The 17,794-nt window shown below is 37.7% G+C and carries 19 protein-coding genes and 2 tRNA genes; 10 read left to right on the top strand and 11 right to left on the bottom strand.

The window, feature by feature from the left end; genetic code table 11:
• Window positions 1-7: 7 nt before the first annotated feature.
• From BuS5_RS09525 to BuS5_RS09505, 5 genes are all read right to left on the bottom strand, one after another.
• Window positions 8-1,498: a lipopolysaccharide kinase InaA family protein gene (locus BuS5_RS09525; protein ID WP_157487381.1), complete on the bottom strand. Its 1,491-nt coding sequence runs from the start codon at window positions 1,496-1,498 to the stop codon at window positions 8-10.
• Between the two features lie 32 nt (window positions 1,499-1,530).
• Window positions 1,531-3,111, bottom strand: coding sequence for a glycosyltransferase family 39 protein (locus BuS5_RS09520; RefSeq protein ID WP_027353837.1), 1,581 nt, complete (start codon window positions 3,109-3,111; stop codon window positions 1,531-1,533).
• 30 nt (window positions 3,112-3,141) lie between these two features.
• A complete protein-coding gene (locus BuS5_RS09515) occupies window positions 3,142-4,026 on the bottom strand; it encodes a lipopolysaccharide kinase InaA family protein (RefSeq protein WP_027353836.1) in 885 nt (294 codons plus the stop codon).
• A gap of 85 nt (window positions 4,027-4,111) precedes the next feature.
• Entirely contained in the window at window positions 4,112-4,555 is a 444-nt protein-coding gene (locus tag BuS5_RS09510; protein WP_027353835.1) for a hypothetical protein, read from the bottom strand.
• 414 nt (window positions 4,556-4,969) lie between these two features.
• Window positions 4,970-5,051, bottom strand: a tRNA-Leu gene (locus BuS5_RS09505).
• A gap of 110 nt (window positions 5,052-5,161) precedes the next feature.
• Here BuS5_RS09505 and BuS5_RS09500 point away from each other — a divergent pair.
• The 5 genes from BuS5_RS09500 to BuS5_RS09480 all read left to right on the top strand — a co-directional run bounded on the left by BuS5_RS09500 (window position 5,162) and on the right by BuS5_RS09480 (window position 7,998).
• Window positions 5,162-6,184, top strand: coding sequence for a tyrosine-type recombinase/integrase (locus BuS5_RS09500; protein WP_232223044.1), 1,023 nt, complete (start codon window positions 5,162-5,164; stop codon window positions 6,182-6,184).
• On the top strand, window positions 6,174-6,329 hold the full coding sequence (locus tag BuS5_RS09495; RefSeq protein WP_232223043.1) for a hypothetical protein: 156 nt from the start codon (window positions 6,174-6,176) through the stop codon (window positions 6,327-6,329). Before BuS5_RS09500 ends, BuS5_RS09495 begins: the two co-directional genes overlap by 11 nt.
• A 6-nt stretch (window positions 6,330-6,335) precedes the next feature.
• Complete coding sequence (locus BuS5_RS09490) at window positions 6,336-6,839, top strand: ORF6N domain-containing protein (protein ID WP_027353834.1); 504 nt, start codon at window positions 6,336-6,338, stop codon at window positions 6,837-6,839.
• Between the two features lie 133 nt (window positions 6,840-6,972).
• Window positions 6,973-7,164, top strand: coding sequence for a hypothetical protein (locus BuS5_RS09485; protein WP_027353833.1), 192 nt, complete (start codon window positions 6,973-6,975; stop codon window positions 7,162-7,164).
• A gap of 207 nt (window positions 7,165-7,371) precedes the next feature.
• Window positions 7,372-7,998 (top strand): hypothetical protein, encoded by a 627-nt coding sequence (locus BuS5_RS09480; protein WP_274428159.1) that lies wholly within the window; start codon window positions 7,372-7,374, stop codon window positions 7,996-7,998.
• Between the two features lie 322 nt (window positions 7,999-8,320).
• Here the strand turns inward: BuS5_RS09480 and BuS5_RS09475 are convergent, their stop codons facing one another.
• The 4 genes from BuS5_RS09475 to pyk all read right to left on the bottom strand — a co-directional run bounded on the left by BuS5_RS09475 (window position 8,321) and on the right by pyk (window position 11,884).
• Window positions 8,321-8,518 (bottom strand): hypothetical protein, encoded by a 198-nt coding sequence (locus BuS5_RS09475; RefSeq protein ID WP_274427654.1) that lies wholly within the window; start codon window positions 8,516-8,518, stop codon window positions 8,321-8,323.
• A gap of 234 nt (window positions 8,519-8,752) precedes the next feature.
• A protein-coding gene (locus tag BuS5_RS09470; protein WP_245266731.1) for an IS3 family transposase occupies window positions 8,753-9,872 on the bottom strand; the annotation gives its coding sequence in 2 pieces (ribosomal slippage) (window positions 8,753-9,598 and window positions 9,600-9,872; 1,119 coding nt in all).
• A gap of 337 nt (window positions 9,873-10,209) precedes the next feature.
• Window positions 10,210-10,284, bottom strand: a tRNA-Glu gene (locus BuS5_RS09465).
• A gap of 154 nt (window positions 10,285-10,438) precedes the next feature.
• Entirely contained in the window at window positions 10,439-11,884 is a 1,446-nt protein-coding gene (gene pyk, locus BuS5_RS09460) for a pyruvate kinase (RefSeq protein ID WP_027353559.1), read from the bottom strand.
• A gap of 89 nt (window positions 11,885-11,973) precedes the next feature.
• On the opposite strand from pyk, the gene BuS5_RS09455 reads away from it, so the two are divergent.
• A complete protein-coding gene (locus BuS5_RS09455; RefSeq protein ID WP_157487353.1) occupies window positions 11,974-12,831 on the top strand; it encodes a hypothetical protein in 858 nt (285 codons plus the stop codon).
• A 294-nt stretch (window positions 12,832-13,125) separates the two neighbouring features.
• Window positions 13,126-14,559 carry an AAA family ATPase gene (locus BuS5_RS09450; RefSeq protein ID WP_035264903.1) on the top strand — a complete coding sequence of 478 codons (1,434 nt, stop codon included), beginning with the start codon at window positions 13,126-13,128 and terminating at the stop codon, window positions 14,557-14,559.
• Between the two features lie 136 nt (window positions 14,560-14,695).
• On the opposite strand, the gene BuS5_RS09445 is transcribed toward BuS5_RS09450, so the two are convergent.
• Entirely contained in the window at window positions 14,696-15,832 is a 1,137-nt protein-coding gene (locus BuS5_RS09445) for an ATP-binding protein (RefSeq protein ID WP_027353556.1), read from the bottom strand.
• Window positions 15,833-16,081: 249 nt separating this feature from the next.
• Between BuS5_RS09445 and BuS5_RS09440 the strand changes: the two genes are divergently transcribed.
• Entirely contained in the window at window positions 16,082-16,354 is a 273-nt protein-coding gene (locus BuS5_RS09440; RefSeq protein ID WP_027353555.1) for an AbrB/MazE/SpoVT family DNA-binding domain-containing protein, read from the top strand.
• Window positions 16,335-16,670, top strand: a complete 336-nt coding sequence (locus BuS5_RS09435) for a type II toxin-antitoxin system PemK/MazF family toxin (RefSeq protein WP_232223027.1) — start codon at window positions 16,335-16,337, stop codon at window positions 16,668-16,670. The genes BuS5_RS09440 and BuS5_RS09435 overlap by 20 nt, the downstream gene beginning before the upstream one ends.
• Before the next feature lie 168 nt (window positions 16,671-16,838).
• Here BuS5_RS09435 and BuS5_RS09430 read toward each other — a convergent pair whose 3' ends face one another.
• Window positions 16,839-17,627, bottom strand: a complete 789-nt coding sequence (locus tag BuS5_RS09430) for a transposase (RefSeq protein ID WP_157487352.1) — start codon at window positions 17,625-17,627, stop codon at window positions 16,839-16,841.
• Between BuS5_RS09430 and BuS5_RS20445 the strand changes: the two genes are divergently transcribed.
• Window positions 17,522-17,794, top strand: a complete 273-nt coding sequence (locus tag BuS5_RS20445; RefSeq protein ID WP_035264898.1) for a CRISPR-associated endonuclease Cas1 — start codon at window positions 17,522-17,524, stop codon at window positions 17,792-17,794. The genes BuS5_RS09430 and BuS5_RS20445 overlap by 106 nt on opposite strands.

Raw genomic sequence — 17,794 nt, 5'->3', positions numbered from 1 at the left:
TAACTCGTTACAGATGCAAACCGGTTATCCGGTTTTTAAACATCTCCGATAGTTCTGGTAAATCTTTCAAATTCTGCGTCAGCCGCAGGCAGTCCCGCCTGAACTTTTTGCGGAACATCCACCTGAAGCTGTGCTCCTGCATGGCATCAAGATCGAGTAAAAAAATTTTGTCATTTGCAATAATAAAGTTTGAGGCTTTAAAATCCCCATGACTAAGCAAGGCATCGGATAGTGACTGCAAAAGCCTTCCGAACATACAGACCAGATGCTTTCTTCCGGCAATATCCTCAACTTCATTTGAATGGAATAGATTATAAGCATTTATACCATCAATGTATTCCGTAATAAAGTACGATTTTTTTTTAAATAAGCCCACTCGCTTTTCCAGAAACGCAACCGGTTTGGGGGTGGGAATATTTAGCACGTAAAATAATCTTTGTGCATTTTTCCATGAAACTGAAGCCCTGCTTTTTCGGAACAGGTACCTGAAGCTGTGCCGGAAACTTTTTATATTATATCGTTTTACAACAAGTTGCCGGCCGTCGATTTTCACCAACGCAACCGTAGAGGTGTTGCCCTGTTTTAAAAACGTGCCTGTTTTAAAAAAATTATCAGGATCTGCCAGGAAAGTATCCATAAGTTCAGACTGATATTGCCGATCACAAATCGTGAGGCTATTATGATTTTTTTTACAGGCAAAGGCCGAACATTCCCTGAAAATTTTTTTAAGGTAGCTCTTTTTTTTATATTCGCGGTAAAGGAAAACCTTTTTAATTAAGCGTTCGCAGTCATTCTGCTTAAACAATATTGATCTTTTTGATATATATAATGCAAATATTTTTTTTATTAATTCGTCAAATTCAGGATAAAACTGGGCCAGAAACAAGCCAAGGTTATTCAACGAAGCTGCGGCAGGCAAAGGTCTTCCCAGATTCCTGAAATCAACGGCAGAGCCGTCAAGAGTATAAATTTGATCTTTAAACAGCATGAAATTCGCCAAATGGATATCATCCTGTTTTATTCCGGCCTCATGTTGAACGGCTATAATCCTGACAATTTTTTTAAGAAGGTCTATGCGCCGGCTGTGTGACTCTGCTTTTTTCCAAAGTATTTCCAAATTATCTGCCGGATCAAGCTTTTTGAAAATTAAAACCGGCAAGGCCACTTGATGAAGAGCGCCTTTAAATAGTAAAGCAGGCGTCTTGATGCCTGCTTTACGAAGAGCCGATAAACCATTCTCCTCACGTTCACAATGTTTTGCAGCCTTGTTTGGATCAAGAAAAAATTTCGCAACGATTTTTTTGTCAGTCCATTTTCCGCAACATACCAATCGTTTGCCGGGTAAGATTCGCAAAGCCTTGTGGCATACAAGCTCGACTATCTGCCCGCCGGCATTGAGGCTTACCCGAAAAGGTGTTTTAATTGCATATCCGGATGATCCAGGATCCACATCCATAGCAGGCGCTGCCCTGTCTTGAGTCTCTGTTGTTTTATTCACGTCTGTCAAAAAAATGATCTATTTTTTTATTATTAATTTGAAGTCATTACAAAATCAGGAGAACAATAAAATAGGACAATATTTTTTTTACCTGAAAAAGATTTTATTTTTTTATAATATTTTATTTCAGGAATCAGATGCTTTCTTTTAAGTGATGTTCTAAAAATAATTATATCATATCCGCCGCTCATAGCGGTCTGCTCTATGTCCGAATAGTCATGGTCATGTTTTATAAAACATTTGCATTCTTTCTCAGGCTCAATATAGCAATCTCTGCCTGCATAAAAAAGAACTCTTGAATCTGTTGATATTATCCCGGCATTTTTTAAGCGTATATTTCCAGCCAACCATTTTCCGGCTTCTTTCATCCTGTTATCCTGCTTTTTAAATGACGCGGCAGTACCGCAAAGAGGCGCCAGAATAAAAACAACAGCTAAAGCACAACCGATTAGCCGTGATTTTGGATGGTTCTTAATTAACAAAAAGAAACGTTCCATTCCCAAGCCTATCCACGGATAGGAAAAAAAGACCGCCGCAAATAAAAATCTTTTTTGGATAAAGTCCCTTTCAACAAGGGAATAATAAATCATCAGCAGGTAAAAAATAACTAAAACCAGTAAATAAACACGTGCTATTGACAGTTTATGTTTAACTCCCCACAAAAGCGGAATGATAAACAAAGGAAAAATTATTTTTATATAGCTCTCTATTATACCGAACCAATAAATGACAAACATATAGTGCCTTGTAATTTCAGCAAAGTTCTGTTTGCCGTTGGGGTATGGCGACGTATCTTCAAGCGCCTTAAGCTGCTCGTATAACAAATGGTAATTATTCAGAAATTTAAACTCCGATAATATACTGATTTCTTCTGCAAGCTGATCAAGCCTGTTCAGGGACGATTCTTCTGTTTTAAAAACAGCAAAAGAAAGCACGCCAATCAGCAAAAATAATACAAGGCATACAGAAACTCCTTTTAAGTAGCAGCGCCTTTCAGTAGGCCTGATAATGGTTAGCAGAATCAGAAAAAAGAAATATAGAGGAATAAAAATAAAGCCTTCAAACCTGCATAAAAACGGAAAACAGGAAAAAACAGCAGCCGGGATAAAGTAATTTATCGTTTTAACCTGAAATGAGCGTACCGCAAAAAAAACAGCCCAGGCTGCAAAGAATATATAAGGCGGTCCGCGCAAAACTTCCACAGACCACTCATTAACCACAGGAACCAGCGCAAAAGCCAGTGTTCCCCAGAAGGCAGCCTTCCGGCTGAATAAATCCCGGGTCAAAAGATAAAACGGTATAATTGCCAAGACCATGGACATAAGCGAGAGAAGTCTGCCGGCCATCTCCCAGGAGAGAATGCAGGCATGAACCAGGGCTATAAGAAAAGGATAAAAAGGCATTGGGTATAAAGCCAATGCTTCTTTAAAGTGTCCGGCGGATAGTTGTTTGGCCGCAGCTATATATAAAATGCCGTCAGGATTAAAAGGGTTATCATACGTAATAATCAGAATTACACATTTAAGAAATAAGGAGGTTAATAATACAAAGAGCAACCCCCCATGACTTCCCGGCAATTTTTTTATTTTATTTATTATTAAGTTTTTATCCAAGGATATATCCCACTGATCCTATGTTTGAGTTTATTTTTTTTCAGTATGTTTTTTTATTTTTTCGGTTTTCCGATTTATCCAGAACCATTGGCAGCGATCCAGAAAATTAATTTCTTTTTTACCTTTATAGGACATGAAAAGATAGATTATATCTTTGACTGTAAACAGATGATCGGGGAGAGAATAATTTACCCGCGCAAGGCTCTTGATCATCCAGCGAAATTTAAACAACCTGTTTTTATTTACCCTTTGCAGATCAAAGACCGCCAGCTCAGGACTTTGATCTGCGGAACTATACTTAACAAGAATATGGGTTGTGTTAAAATCACGATGATTAAAACCCTGCGCATGCATGCGGCGTGCAAAAACAGCAATCTCCTTTAACAATTTTTGTTTCCTGCCTTTAAAAAATTCCGGTTGCTCTTTGACAAAGTCTTCCAATGGAATAAAAGGCGAAAAGTCTTCTGTTAAAAGAAACGACTCCACCCAAAAAAAATTAACAAATTTTTCACCGGCCGCTACAGGTACAACAGTTGCCAGGTTTTTTTTACGGAAATTGCAAATATTTTTAAATTCTTTTATGCCTTCAGAGACAGCCGTATTCGGAAAAAATAAAGAAACCAGTCTTTTTGGCCCAATAAAGCTCAAGTTATGTCTCTTTAAATAAAATGTTTTTGTTGCATCAATATCCTCTACTTCAAAACGGATTACAGATCTTTCCTTTAGAGTCTTTGCGGTTTCACCTCCTTTAAACATAAAAACAGAATTAAAGGTATCCAATTGATGCCGCTTAAGAACTGCCTGATATTCCTTGTTTATAATACAATCCTTTGTTTTACTGTAAGTTACTGGCAAGCATAAATCTTGCGTGATATTTTGCCGGCTCAAAAAATTATCCTTTCCATGTGACACCATGGGCTCCTGCTAAAACAAATATAACAGCTCCCCTTTCCCCTCAAGTTTGGGAGTGTTGGTTTGAATTCAATTTTGTATTACCTTATCACTTTCCAACAATTTTTACATAGTCTGCTCTCACAGGAGTTTCGTATAGAACATCATAACCATTTTCATGATGCCTGATAATTGCAAAGATAGTATAGTTTTTCTTATATTTCTCTTTTCGTGGGATTCTGAGCCCATCAAATCTAATGTACTTTTCTCCCACATTAAGATTGATATCACTTTTTCGTATTAATATGTTTTCTCCATCGGACTTTAATGGCGTCCAGTCATAAACAAAGTGCAACTCAGAAGTTTTAGACTTACCGCAACAGTTTATTAAATTAATGCCGATCATAGTTCCATAACTTTTTATAAATTTATCCCCATCCGGATCAAAACTTTTGCTTCCATCCAGCACTACCTGATAATATGGTTCCACTATCTGGTCGAAGCCGGCATCAGCAACAGGAGCACGATTTGGACCCTTAATTTTTCCATTCATTGCTGAAGCTGTAATTGATGCTACCTAATAATCCAATGAAAGTAAAAAAGAAAATTAATCTATTTTTTTTTCATCTTTATTTCTTCCTATAATCCATTTCTAATTATACGCTATTTTTTACATCGCCATGGCTTCAGATATTTATTACCTTACTGATTCAGTCATATTTTTTTTTAGGAGGAAGACGTATTATAATACTCTGACGACCGATAACACAGTAAAATAACAAAATAAAATTATTTATATAAACATCTATACGTCCAAACAGCATGGGTTCATTGAGCTGGTCATGGGGGAAAGGACAGACAGACTCCATCATTTTTAGAGCTGGGGATAGAGAATAGGGTTGGAATTTAGTTCTCAAACATTGGAAAATGGATTTGGGGAATGTTCATAACGCTTTGATCTTATTTGTGGTGATCCCACGGGGAATTGAACCCCGGTTTCCGGCGTGAGAGGCCGTAGACATATATTTACCGCTATTTACTTCCATATCCAAAACCTCTTGATTTATTGACCTTTTCTTATATCCTTTATTCCTTAAGTTACTTAAATATACCTTGACTTCCAACAAAAGTGTTAGGTATAGAAAGGAGGTTTTAAAAAATGCCCGCACAAAAACAATACAAAACAAACTATCCTGGAGTACGTTACATTAATGGAAAAGCTATCGGCGCAAATAAGCCGGAAAAGATTTACTACATAACGTATCGCAAAGCAGGCAAATTGATTAACGAAAAGGCTGGCCGGCAGTTCCAGGACGATATGACACCTGCCCGGGCTTCACATTTACGGGCGGAACGGATACAAGGGGCGAAATCGAACAGTGAAAAAAGGGAAGCCGAAGAAGCCAGAAAGAAAACTGAAGCAGGCAAATGGACGATAAACAAACTGTTTAATGAATACATACAAAGCAGGCCTGATAACAAATCACGTAAGACAGATGCAGGTCGATATAAAAAATACATACAGCCTGTGTTCTGCAACAAAGAGCCGCAAAAAATAGCGCCGCTTGAAGTTGACCGTTTGAGGCTAAGGTTAAAAAAAAAGTTGGCACCCCAGACAGTTAAACACGTTTTGAATCTTTTAACATGGATTACCAGCTTTGGTGTGAAAAAAGGATTATGCAAAGGGCTGTCTTTCCATGTACAAAAACCAGTAGTGAATAACATCAAGACCGAAGATTTAACACCTGGTCAACTATCACGATTACTAAAAGTCCTTGAAACTGAATCGAACGTCCAAGCTGCTAACTTGATGAAAATGGCACTATTTACAGGAATGCGAAGAGGCGAATTGTTCAAGCTTAGGTGGAAGGATATTGACTTCGAGAAGGGTTTTATCAATATCAGATCACCCAAAGGTGGGGTTGACCAGAAAATTCCATTAAATAATGAAGCCAGAGCCATATTAGAAGGGCATGTGAGAACCGGCAGCGAGTATATATTTCCCGGCCAAAATGGAGGAATGCGGATAACTGTCAGGAGTGCTGCAAATAAAATAAAAAAACGTGCCGGACTACCGAAGGACTTCAGGCCTCTTCACGGTTTAAGGCACGTATACGCATCAATGTTGGCTTCAAGCGGCAAGGTTGATATTGTACACCTTGCAAAAATTATTGACGCATAAAAGTCCTGTTATGACCCAAAGATATGCCCATTTAAGAGATGATGCGCTGAGAAAAGCCTCCGACCTTGCAGGTGATATCATCAGCCAGTCAGTAAACCGGAAAAGTAGTGTCATCGATTTAAAGGATGCGCAAAATAAAGGATAGGCCAGCATGACAGAAATTATGCCAATGGAAAAAATAACCGGAAAAATATATCTTATCCGCAACATCAAGGTAATGCTGGACAGGGATTTGGCAGAGCTTTACGGTGTGGAAACAAGCCAGTTAAAAAGAGCTGTAAGAAGACATATTGACCGTTTTCCTGAAGACTTCATGTTTGAATTGACAAAAGATGAGTTGAAAAATTGGAGATGCCAAATTGGCACCTCCAATAGCAATGTTAAGATGGGGTTAAGATATAGACCTATGGCATTTACCGAACAAGGCGTTGCCATGCTTTCAAGTGTACTTAACAGCAAAAGAGCTATCCATGTCAACATCCAGATTATGAGAGCATTCACACAAATCAGGCGAATGCTTTCAACACATGAAGATTTAAAAAGAAAAATAGAGCACATGGAAAGCAAATATGATGAACAGTTCAGGATAGTATTTGATGCCATAAAGCAATTGATAGAAACAGAGAGTAAGCCGACAAGGAAGATTGGCTTCTGAAATTTTTTCGATCTTGGTGGATAGGGTAGCTCCCGAAAAGCCGTAATCCGCAACGGCCTTGCCCCTTATCCATCAATGCGGCATCTATCCTACGGAGGTGGTATTATATGCACCCTGTAAAAACCAAAAGTATATGCACGGCGCGATTGATACCAGGTACGCTGTATTCTTCGAGATACCTTATGAAGAGTTAAACTCAGAATTAACCGAAACAGAAATGGTTACGGCGCATCTGAATCAAATCGAAGGAAAAGAGAATCCCCCGTATGCCGAACTCTTATCTGATATAGAATACTTATCCCAGACCTCGGAACGTACAAAGTGAATAGAAATGCGTAAAGCCTTATTATTCAGGTAGTTAGACTATTCTCCAGTAATTTATTGGACAAGCATAATGTTGGACATTCATATGTTTAACCTATTTTATTTTAACTATTTCTTTTATTTAATGTAAATTTATTTTGTAAAAAATATTTTTTTGTGATACCTTATTAAAAATTCACATTGCGTACACCACATTAAGGTATCAATTATGCAAAAACAACTATTTCCAGATATACCAAAGAAAAAAAACGATAACACCAAAATGATTGGCGCAAATTTGTCGTTGGTTTTTAACAGAAGAAATAAGCACATGATTACCCTTAAAAACCGCGATATCATTGTTAAAAAGGTTGATATTTCTGACAAGCCGGCAAAAAAAATATTTGTTGTTGATGCCGTTGAATTGGGTGCGAATAAATCTTTATTGGCTGGTGCCCTTAATATTAGCAGACAAACGATACACAATTACATTGAGAGCAAAAAAAAATTTGGGACAGAAGGCTTATTGGGTGGATATAATCCCAAAATGGGCAAAAATCTTGAACAACATCGCAAGAGCACGCAGCACAAACGCATACAGGGCACCAAGGCTGTCATTCTCGCTAAAGAGAGAAAAGCTAAACGATTAGAAAATCAAAAAAAACAGCAGGAGCTTGATTTTGAATTCGGCGAACAACTTGTTTCAAAAGACGAACAACCATTTAAGAGCCTTCATGATTGGAAATTCACTCGTTTTGCAGGGATATTCCCTTATCTAATTGTTTTAATTAGTACAAATCTAAGGTACTCCCCATTGTCAAGACAAAAAACAAGGTTTTTTAAGGTGCGCTTTTGAGCTATAAATAATCCTGAAAATTAAAAAAATAATAGTAAATAAAAAAAATATGTTTCTGTTTATCATAAAAATGTTCATAAACAACTTAACTAATTGATTTAATAAATAATAATACCATTCTAAAATGTTCATAACTTATTGATAAAATGTTTATAACTTTTTTGTATCTCATTAACATACTGTTAAAATTCAATATTAATATGTTTATAACTTATGCCGCACGTTGAATAGGGCATTCACCAAAATATATTATTTTTACAACCTCACATTGATCACCATTGCTGATAAATCTTGCCTGTTACTTCCTTTAATTTGTCCGATCTTAACTATCAATTTCGTAATCATCCGGCAAATTCAAAAAATCTTTTTTCGCCAATTGACTCTCAATTAAATAACCAATTTGACCATTCCTCTTGAGCTGTGAAATCATCCACTGTGGTAATCTAATTGTCACAAGCTCTCGTTTCAAATGGTCTGGTTTCTTTTTTCGACCAGCCCCTGCACGTTTTCCTCCTCTCATTTTTTTACCTCCAAAACATATAGTATGTTGAATTAAGTGCAACGCTATTCAAAAAATCATCCTAAAAATACGCTATATATTTGATTAGCGTTATGCAATATTCAAACAAACTCTACTACCAACTGATTATGTGTTGGATAGTACGCTTTTATCTTGTTTGCAGCAGGAAACATTTTTTATAATATCAATACGACTTAATGGTATTCTAATTAATTATACAAAGTGGTTCTGAAATTACCCTGGAAAAGTTTTAAAATATATCTCTGCCGGGGTCTGGTAATCCAAAGATTGATGGAGTCGTTCATTATTGTAAAAGCCAAAATATTCTCCAATGTTTTGAATAGCCTCCCTGACGGTCTCATAATTGTGAAGATAAACACGTTCATATTTCACGGTACGCCAAAGGCGCTCTACGAAAATGTTATCCAGAGCACGGCCCCGGCCGTCCATGCTGATCTTCACATCGGCTTTTTTTAAAACGCCGGTAAAGGCATCACTGGTAAACTGACTGCCTTGATCCGTGTTAAAAATCTTAGGTTTTGCAATTTTTAAGGCACCCTGTAAGGCTTTTATACAAAAATCCTTATCCAATGTGGTTGAAAATTCGTAGCTCAGGACATACCGACTAAACCAGTCTATCACTGCTACAAGATAGATAAAACCTGAATTCAAACGGATATAGGTAATATCCGTTGACCACACCTGGTCAACTTGCTCAATGGAAACGCCTCGCAGCAAGTATGGATAAATTTTATGCTCTTTTGATGCTTTGCTCAAATTTGGTTTTGGATATATAGCTTCAAGTCCCATAAGCCGCATCAAACGTCTTATTCGTTTAGGATTAACAGTGTGCCCTTGTCGCTTTAATACGGCCGTCATTTTTTCAACACCGTAGAACGGATATCGGGTATATTCTTCGTCTATCAATCGCATGAGAGCCAGGTTATAGCTCTCATCTTTGCAGGATTGATAGTAATAGGTTGATCTGTTTATTCCCAAAAGATCACACTGGCGCATTACCGGTATCAAAGAATGATTCGGCTCAATGTATTGACGCTTTATATCAATTGAGAAGGTTAGATTTTTTTTTTAGCCAGTCCAATTCGACCTTTAATTGGCCGATTTGCTGGTAAAGCTCCGCCTGGAATTCTTCAGCGTCTTTTTCTTTTTTTTGACGCTTTTTTGAAAATATATCGGGCAATTCTTCTAATAGACGCTTTCGCCATTGATTTATTTGATTTGAATGAACTCCATATTCACTAGATAGTTGAGAAATCGTCTTTTCCTTTTTAACCGTTTCAAGCGCTACTTTAGCTTTGAATGATGCACTGTAATTTTTTCGAATTTTACCCATTGATGAGCCTCCTTTTTGTTGATCAGGATATACTCATTTTACACCTTAAACAACTGTCCAGTTTTTGGGGAGTATTATAGTATCAACTTGGATATAAAGTTGCTGCCATCCAACCGATATTAAGGCACAAAAGTCCGAGCACCACAGAGCGGTATTTGCGAAGCATCGGTATGGAAGAGACACGTGAGATGGTTGATAACCTGCCCACTAGTTCTACGAAGGAGGCAGAGGTAATTGAATTTGACCGGATGTTTGGAAATAGGAAATAAAAAGCCGTCTGTGGAGCCGTCAACCCCACAGGCAGACATCTCTCAATGGTATAACTTATTGATTTTATTGGTGATCCCACGGGGAATTGAACCCCGGTTTCCGGCGTGAGAGGCCGGCGTCCTAACCGCTAGACGATGGGACCATTTTCTAAGAGCTTGTCATTGCTATAAAAAAAATAACTAATTGTCAAACTTTTTTTATCCCCATGACGTGATATCCAATTTTTTCTAAAACTTCAGAATTAATTCCGGGCTGCATTTACAAAAGCCCATAGTGCTCAAACAAAAACCCATTTTTTACACTTTACGCGGCAAGCATCGGCTGAGATCTATAATCTCTACCCGATTATTTCTATCCGGACGCTTTCGCGAAGGACCTTCCGTCAGGACAACCAGGTGGCCATCTTCCCCTTGTAATTTTATCCAGTTTTCTGACCATTCTTTCCAGTTATCCGGATGAACCGGTTCATGAACCGGGCAGACCCCATAAGAAAACATGAGATCCTGACATGTTTTTACCTGGGAACTGACAGCCGTTATCCATACCGGAAGCCTGAAACGTGTAATGCTTCTGGCGGTAACCCCTCCGTGAGTAGGCACAATAACAGTCGCCGGAGTAATCCGTTTTAAAATGGTCTCAACACTCAATGCAATCAAATCTGCAAGTTTCGGTTCATCATCTCCTTTACGGGTTCGCATAGCTTCCTGGATGGGATAAAGCGAGCGGTGCGGCTCTATGGATGCAGCGATACCGGCCAACATGGCCACGGCATCTACAGGATACAAACCCCTTGCCGACTCTCCGGAAAGCATCACACAATCGGTGCCGTCTAAAATAGCATTGGCCACATCCGTAGCTTCTGCACGAGTCGGACGCCTATTCGTTGTCATAGACTCCAGCATCTGGGTTGCGGTGATAATCGGCTTTCCTTTTCGATTTGCCAGTTGCGTCAGGTGCTTTTGAGCAAGGGCGATATGTTCTATAGGTATTTCAACTCCCAAATCACCACGGGCGATCATGATACCATCAGCAGCTTCGATGATTTCATTGATGTGATTACGCGCTCCCGAGCGTTCTATCTTGGCTATAATAAACGGATTTCCTCCCAAAGCGGCGGCAGCGTCGCGAACGGCGGTTATGTCGTCGGCATTTTCAACAAAAGATTGGCTTACTGCCTCCACCCCATGTTCCATGGCAAATTTAAGGCATTCATGATCGTTAGGAGTAAATGCGCTTATACCAAGATCAATGCCTGGCAGATTCAGGCCTTTTCGTGAATTAAGTTCACCGCCTACAATAACTATGCATTGAACGTTGTTTCCTCCTATACTATCGACTTTAAGTTCGATATAACCATCATTTATATAAAGCGTGTCTCCCTGTTTAACGGACTGTGGCAGACCTGCAAAACTTACTGAGACCTGGTCAGCGTTGCCGACAATTTCTTCGGTGGTAAGTGAAATTTTATCGCCGGTCTTTAAGTCGACCGGTTCTTGCGCCAATTGTCCGATGCGCATTTTGGGCCCGGGCAAATCCGCCATAATTGCAATCCTCCGTCCGGTTGCTTTAGATGCAGCCCGAATTTTTTTTATAACTTCCCCGTGACTTAAAAAATCGCCATGAGAAAAATTCAGACGCGCTACGTTCATACCGGCAAGAATCATTTTTTCCAGAATTTCCGGAGAATCCGACGCAGGACCGATAGTGCAAACAATTTTGGTTTTATTGGCTGAAAAAGACATGACTTTTACTCCTCCCTTCCTTTTTTTTGTGGTTAACCGGAAATAAAAAACCTGGTAATATGGCAGGTTTTGGTTTATTTAAGGCTGTTATGAATACTGAATATGTTTCAAGGTGCGACCTGCTGGCAAAACAAATAATCTCTTTGCTTTGTAAGGGCATTAATCTGAACGCTGATGTAGTCCATTATATAGATTCAACATTCGGATATCCCTCCTTGCAGGAATTAAAGGATATAATCACTGATAAAGAGAACTGCGAAATAGACTCTCTCCTTGAGTTAATTTTTTATCCTGATGAAAAAATTCAGATGAAGCTTGAATATATCATAGAATCGAACAAGTTTGAAAAAGATGATACCGAAAAAGTTAAAGCTTATCTTTCAACCGTTAATCCTAAAATCGATCTATTATTTCCAGACGGCACAAAATTTTTAAAGGTATCTTTTCCTCAGTCGATTATTCATAATTTTGTCGCCCGGTTGAATATTTATACAAAAACGGATTATAAAATTCTTGATACCATTAATACGTATGCGCGCGCAAGTGATCAAAGCCTTATAAAGGTTAAATTAAGAAACAGGCGCTTTGATGAAACAGAAAACAAAATTAATTTTTTCTGCATATTTTTCAAAAGCAATCTTCCTGCAAGTTCTTATTTTTTTGAATGCCTTGATTTTATGATAGAATTTTTTAATGGGTTAACAAAAGATAATGATATTTTTAATGCTTTGGTACAAAAACAAATTTTTTTTTCCAATTCAATTAAAAAAGCAGCCGCATTAACGGGTCAATTGGAGAAAAAAAATTTTGAAATATTAATGACGCAAAATGTCAGAATACCTTATCTAAACATAGCTGAATATAAAAAAAAAATAGAACTTATTGATCTTATATGTATGTCTGTTTTCTGTAAAACCAGTGCAGCGGCAAGTGACCATTATTTTTGAGATAGCCATCAGATTTTAAAAAGCGTTTCAGTTCATCCAGCAGCATTTTTGAATGTTCAAAAACTGCATCTTCAACCGGACTTATCGAATCGACTGCAACCGCCATTTTATAAAAAATCCATATTACTCCATCGAGATTTAAACATTAAGAGGGAAAAAATAAAAGGCGATTTATAGAGGTGCTTAATGTTATCCAAAAACCTCTACAAAATGATAAAAAATGTTGTATAGAGGTAAATAATATGAAATGTATTACTCTATAAAATCTCAAAAATTATTTTGTAGAGGAAAATTATGTTTTATGGACGAAGAAATGAACTAAAAAAACTCAATGGGCTTCTGGGAAAAAAAACAGCAAGTTTGGTGGTGGTAGGTGGACGGCGGCGAATAGGAAAAAGTACCCTGATCCAGGAATTCAGTAAAAAATTTAATTTTTTTTGTGAAATACAGGGCCTTGCACCAAGAAATTCTATAACAGATGTAGATCAGCGTAAAAATTTCAGTGAACAGATGAAAAATATTTTTGATATTCCAGCAGTACCGCTGGAAAATTGGAATGATGCGTTTTCACATCTTTCAAGCCATACACGAACAGGAAGAACCTTAATTCTTCTCGATGAAATTTCATGGATGGCTAGCAAGGATGCAGATTTTCCAGGAAAGCTTAAAATTGCATGGGATACAAGGTTTAAAAAAAACCACCATCTGGTTTTGGTATTGTGCGGGTCTGCTTCATCATGGATTGATAAAAATATCTTGAAGGATACAGATTTTGTAGGACGAATTTCCCTTGAAATAAATCTTGAAGAGCTGCCTTTAATAGATTGCAATAAATTCTGGCAGAAAAAAAAAAATCTGATTTCATCCATGGAAAAATTAAAGATTCTTTCAGTAACAGGAGGAGTTCCTAAATATTTGGAAGAAATCAATATCAAGGAGAGCGCCGAAGAAAATATCAAAAACATCTGTTTTGATAAAGGAGGTATTCTTGTTAAAGAGTTTGAAAAAATATTCAATGATATCTTTAACAAACGAGCTAAAATATATAAGGAGATCGTAAAAGCTCTCTCAAAACAAAATTGTTCCGTTAGTGAAATTGCAAAACTTACAGGAAGACCGCGGAACGGTGATATAAGTGAATATCTGCACGATTTGGAAGTATCAGGCTTTATCAAAAGAGATTATGTATATAATTTTAAAGGCAAACAATCAAGACTGAGCAAATACAGGATAAAGGATAACTATCTAAGGTTTTATTTAAAATATATTGATCCTGTTAAAGCTAAAATAGAACAAGGATTGTTTCAATATACCGGAATCGAAAATTTACCCGGCTGGAATAGTATCATAGCTTTGCAGTTTGAAAATCTCGTTATGCATAATATACCTGCGGTTGTTAAATATATAGGAATAGATTTTAATAGTATAATAAGTGCGTCACCATATTTTCAAAATCCAACCAAAACAAACAAAGGCGCATGCCAGATTGATCTCCTCATTCAAACAAAATTTAATACGCTTTACCTGTGTGAAATTAAATTTCAGAAGAAAATAAATCGCAATGTGATCAATGAAATTGATAAAAAAATCGCAATCCTGAAAAAGCCTAAAAATATTTCCATTCGCCCCGTCTTGATTTATGAAGGTAAACTAAGCGAATTTGTTGAAAAAAGTGATTTTTTTGATAAAATTATTTACTTTGGGAAGTTGCTGACTGACAGTTCATGATTGGACTTTGTTTGGGGCTGTTGTTATTTTTAGTGAATGCAGAAAATCGGACAGTTCAACCACTGCCTCAATTGCAGATGCCATAATTCAACAAACCCCTTTAAACAATGATAAGTCATTTATTTTTCTTTCTTTATCATACATACGCATCCTGCCACAGGTTCGCAATAAAATCTTTCCAGGGGAGAATAGATATATCGCCATCTTTCCTGGGGGTTTCTTCAAGTGTGACTAATATATAATTCTTTAGAAGTGCTTCTTCCTTTATCGCAGTCAATCCTTTGCGGTCTTTTTTTGTGGTATTTACCTTCCCTTTTACTTCAATCGCTGTTTTTCCGTTGATGACAAAATCAACCTCAAAGCCTGAGGTTGATCTCCAGTAAGACAAATCAGAACCTCCTTTAAAATCGCACCAGGTTTTTATCTCATGATGAATATAAGCTTCAAATGCCTCCCCAAATTCCGGGGATCTCATCGCAAGGCCCCGACGACCCTGCAGAAATCTGGCGACTCCTATATCGAAAAAATAAAATTTTGAAGTGAAAACCGGTTTTCGTTTGACGGATTTCCGCCATGCAGGCAGATCATCGCCAAGCAGCGTGTCGCGTAGAATCTGAAAATATTCCTGCACAGTTGATCTTGGAACCTGTGCATCGCTTGCTATGTTCGTATAATTAATCATTTTACCATTGCACACTCCGGCTACGTTAAGAAATCTGCTGAATGCAGGCACATTCCGAACGATGGCTTCTGCTGCAATCTCCTCCTTTAAATAATTTCCCGCATATGCCTCCAGATCTTCAAATGGTGCATCGGAAAAATAAATAGAAGGGATCAGACCTGTATCCAGGGCTTTCAATAATTGGAAATCCTCCTTTAATTCTTTGAAAATAAAAGGATGCAGCCGCCTGGTTCTAGCGCGGCCACCCAGCAGATTCACACCCTTATTTCTTAATTTCCTGGTGCTGGACCCTGTAAGAAGGAAATGAATCCCTTTTTCTTCAATCAGGTTATGTACTTCATCAAGCAGAATCGGCAACTTTTGAATCTCATCAATGATAACAATCTTGTCATTGTCTGTTATTTCCTGGCGAAGCCTTTGGGGCGCCCTGCTTAATTTCAGATACACATCCGTTTGAAGCAGATTATAATACCTGTATTTATTTAACGTGTGTTTAATTAAGGATGTCTTTCCCGTTTGACGAGGTCCGAATAAAAAATAAGATTTTTTTTGTAGAATCCTTAATAAATCCAATTGCCTTTTGATATACATTACCAACCTCCATGATAATTGCCATGAATACCGCCAGATATCATCTGTTATTGCCAATATGCATGTCAAATATCATGCAGTCAAGACCTTTCGTGTCTCATTTTTGGATTTATAATCTTCACCAGTTAGAAAAAATCTGATCATACCGGATTTTGGTGAGGTGACGAGTAGGGAACAGGTATTGACATTGTCTCAATATGTAATTACAATACATACATAAAAGATCCCAAAGCCTAAGGAGCAATCATTATGGAAAAGCAAATACGTTCAAGGGATATTAAACTTGTCCCAATTGGAAACTCGAAAGGAGTTCGCATACCTAAGGTGCTCCTGCAAAAGTATGGTTTTACTAATTCCCTGTTGATTGAGGAAACAGACAGGGGGCTGCTTCTTCGCAAAAAAGACGACAATAAACTTTCTTGGGGAGATACATATAAAGTCATGGCTAATGATAAAGAAGACTGGGACGATTTTGACACAACACTTCTTGACGGTATAGAGGATGAAGACTTTGAATATTAAAAGGTACGAAATATATTTTGCTGATCTCAACCCCACCATAGGAAGTGAAATAAAAAAAGTACGTCCCGTTATCATAATTAGTCAAAAAGAAATGAATAAATATTTGGAAACTGTTGTCGTATGTCCGTTAACCTCAAAATTGCATCCACAATGGAGGACTCGGCTCCAGATTAAATGTTTGAATAAAAAGGCTGAAATTGCTGTTAATCAAATTCGCACTATTAGCAAGCAGCGATTAAAAAATAAAATTGATAAATTGTCTGATATCAAAGCAGCTCAATTACGAAAGCTCATAACTGATATGTATGGTGAATAATCATTTCCTCACATATCCAATCCGGCAGTTGTTCCTTGCAAGTCCGAGCCATCCTTACTGTCATCGGCAAGATCCCCCTTTAGGATCGATTCAAGCCACAAACCGGCAACTCCCTCAAATTTACCATTTTTTTAAGCAACCATCACATAAGGAAATCTGAATTTGTTTTTATTCATCTATTTCCCCTCTTTGAATATTAAAGATTCTTTCCACCGCTGCATCCGACAACCCGAGTTCAAATAAATCAAAAGACACAAAGCGAATTGCCTTACGCTGTTGCTCTGTTAAGTTATCGAACCACTTCTCCAAGGTTTCCTTGTGCCGGTCTGGAAGGACGGCAAGAATAGCCTTGTTACTTATGTCCGAAATAACCAGGGCAAATTGTTTATGCCGTTTCTTCAGGGATATTTCATCAATACCCAAAACCCTTGTAAGAATATTTCCAGACCGATCTGTTTTGCGACGAGCCCATCGATTAAAAATATCCTTGACCGTCGATTGGCAAAGCCCTTCTTTTTGGGCTACTTTTTTTCGATTACTGGCTTTACACAACTCATAAATGTGGTACTCAAATGCTATGGTCTGTCTCCGAAACCCTTCAACAAAGGGTAATTCCTCAGTAAAAGGCTTCCCGCAGGGCTCACACATAAAACGGCGGGAATAAAAATGGAAGCAAGTCTTTTTCCCCCAAATGTCCAAGTGGCGAACACAGCGTTGCTTTTCTTCATGCACCTTTTCACATATCATTCCGCATCGTGGACAAATAGCAACCTCTTCGCGATGAGCGCACCATAAATGAAGGACTTCCAGTTTTCCCTCTATGCGAAGGCAAAACATTGTGACTGTCATGGTTGCAACGCCAAGAAGCTCGGTCAAAACCGAGTCTTGTCTTTGATGTTTTGGAGCCGCTACGCCCACATCTCGATGAATTTGTACTGCAATTAATTTCCAACTCACTTAATATTAAAGACTTTACGAGCAATATGACAGATGGCTGCAAACTAACCAAAAAGGGAAGGATAAAATTTTTTCAGGAATGTGCTATTTGGAATAAAAATGATTGTAATACAAATTTAAAGATTTTTTCCAATAAAATTATTAAAGAGGTAATTGATTTTTTCTGA

It is taken from the genome of Desulfosarcina sp. BuS5, assembly GCF_028752835.1.
Lineage (GTDB): Bacteria > Desulfobacterota > Desulfobacteria > Desulfobacterales > BuS5 > BuS5.
This window is presented reverse-complemented; position numbering and strand designations above follow the sequence as displayed.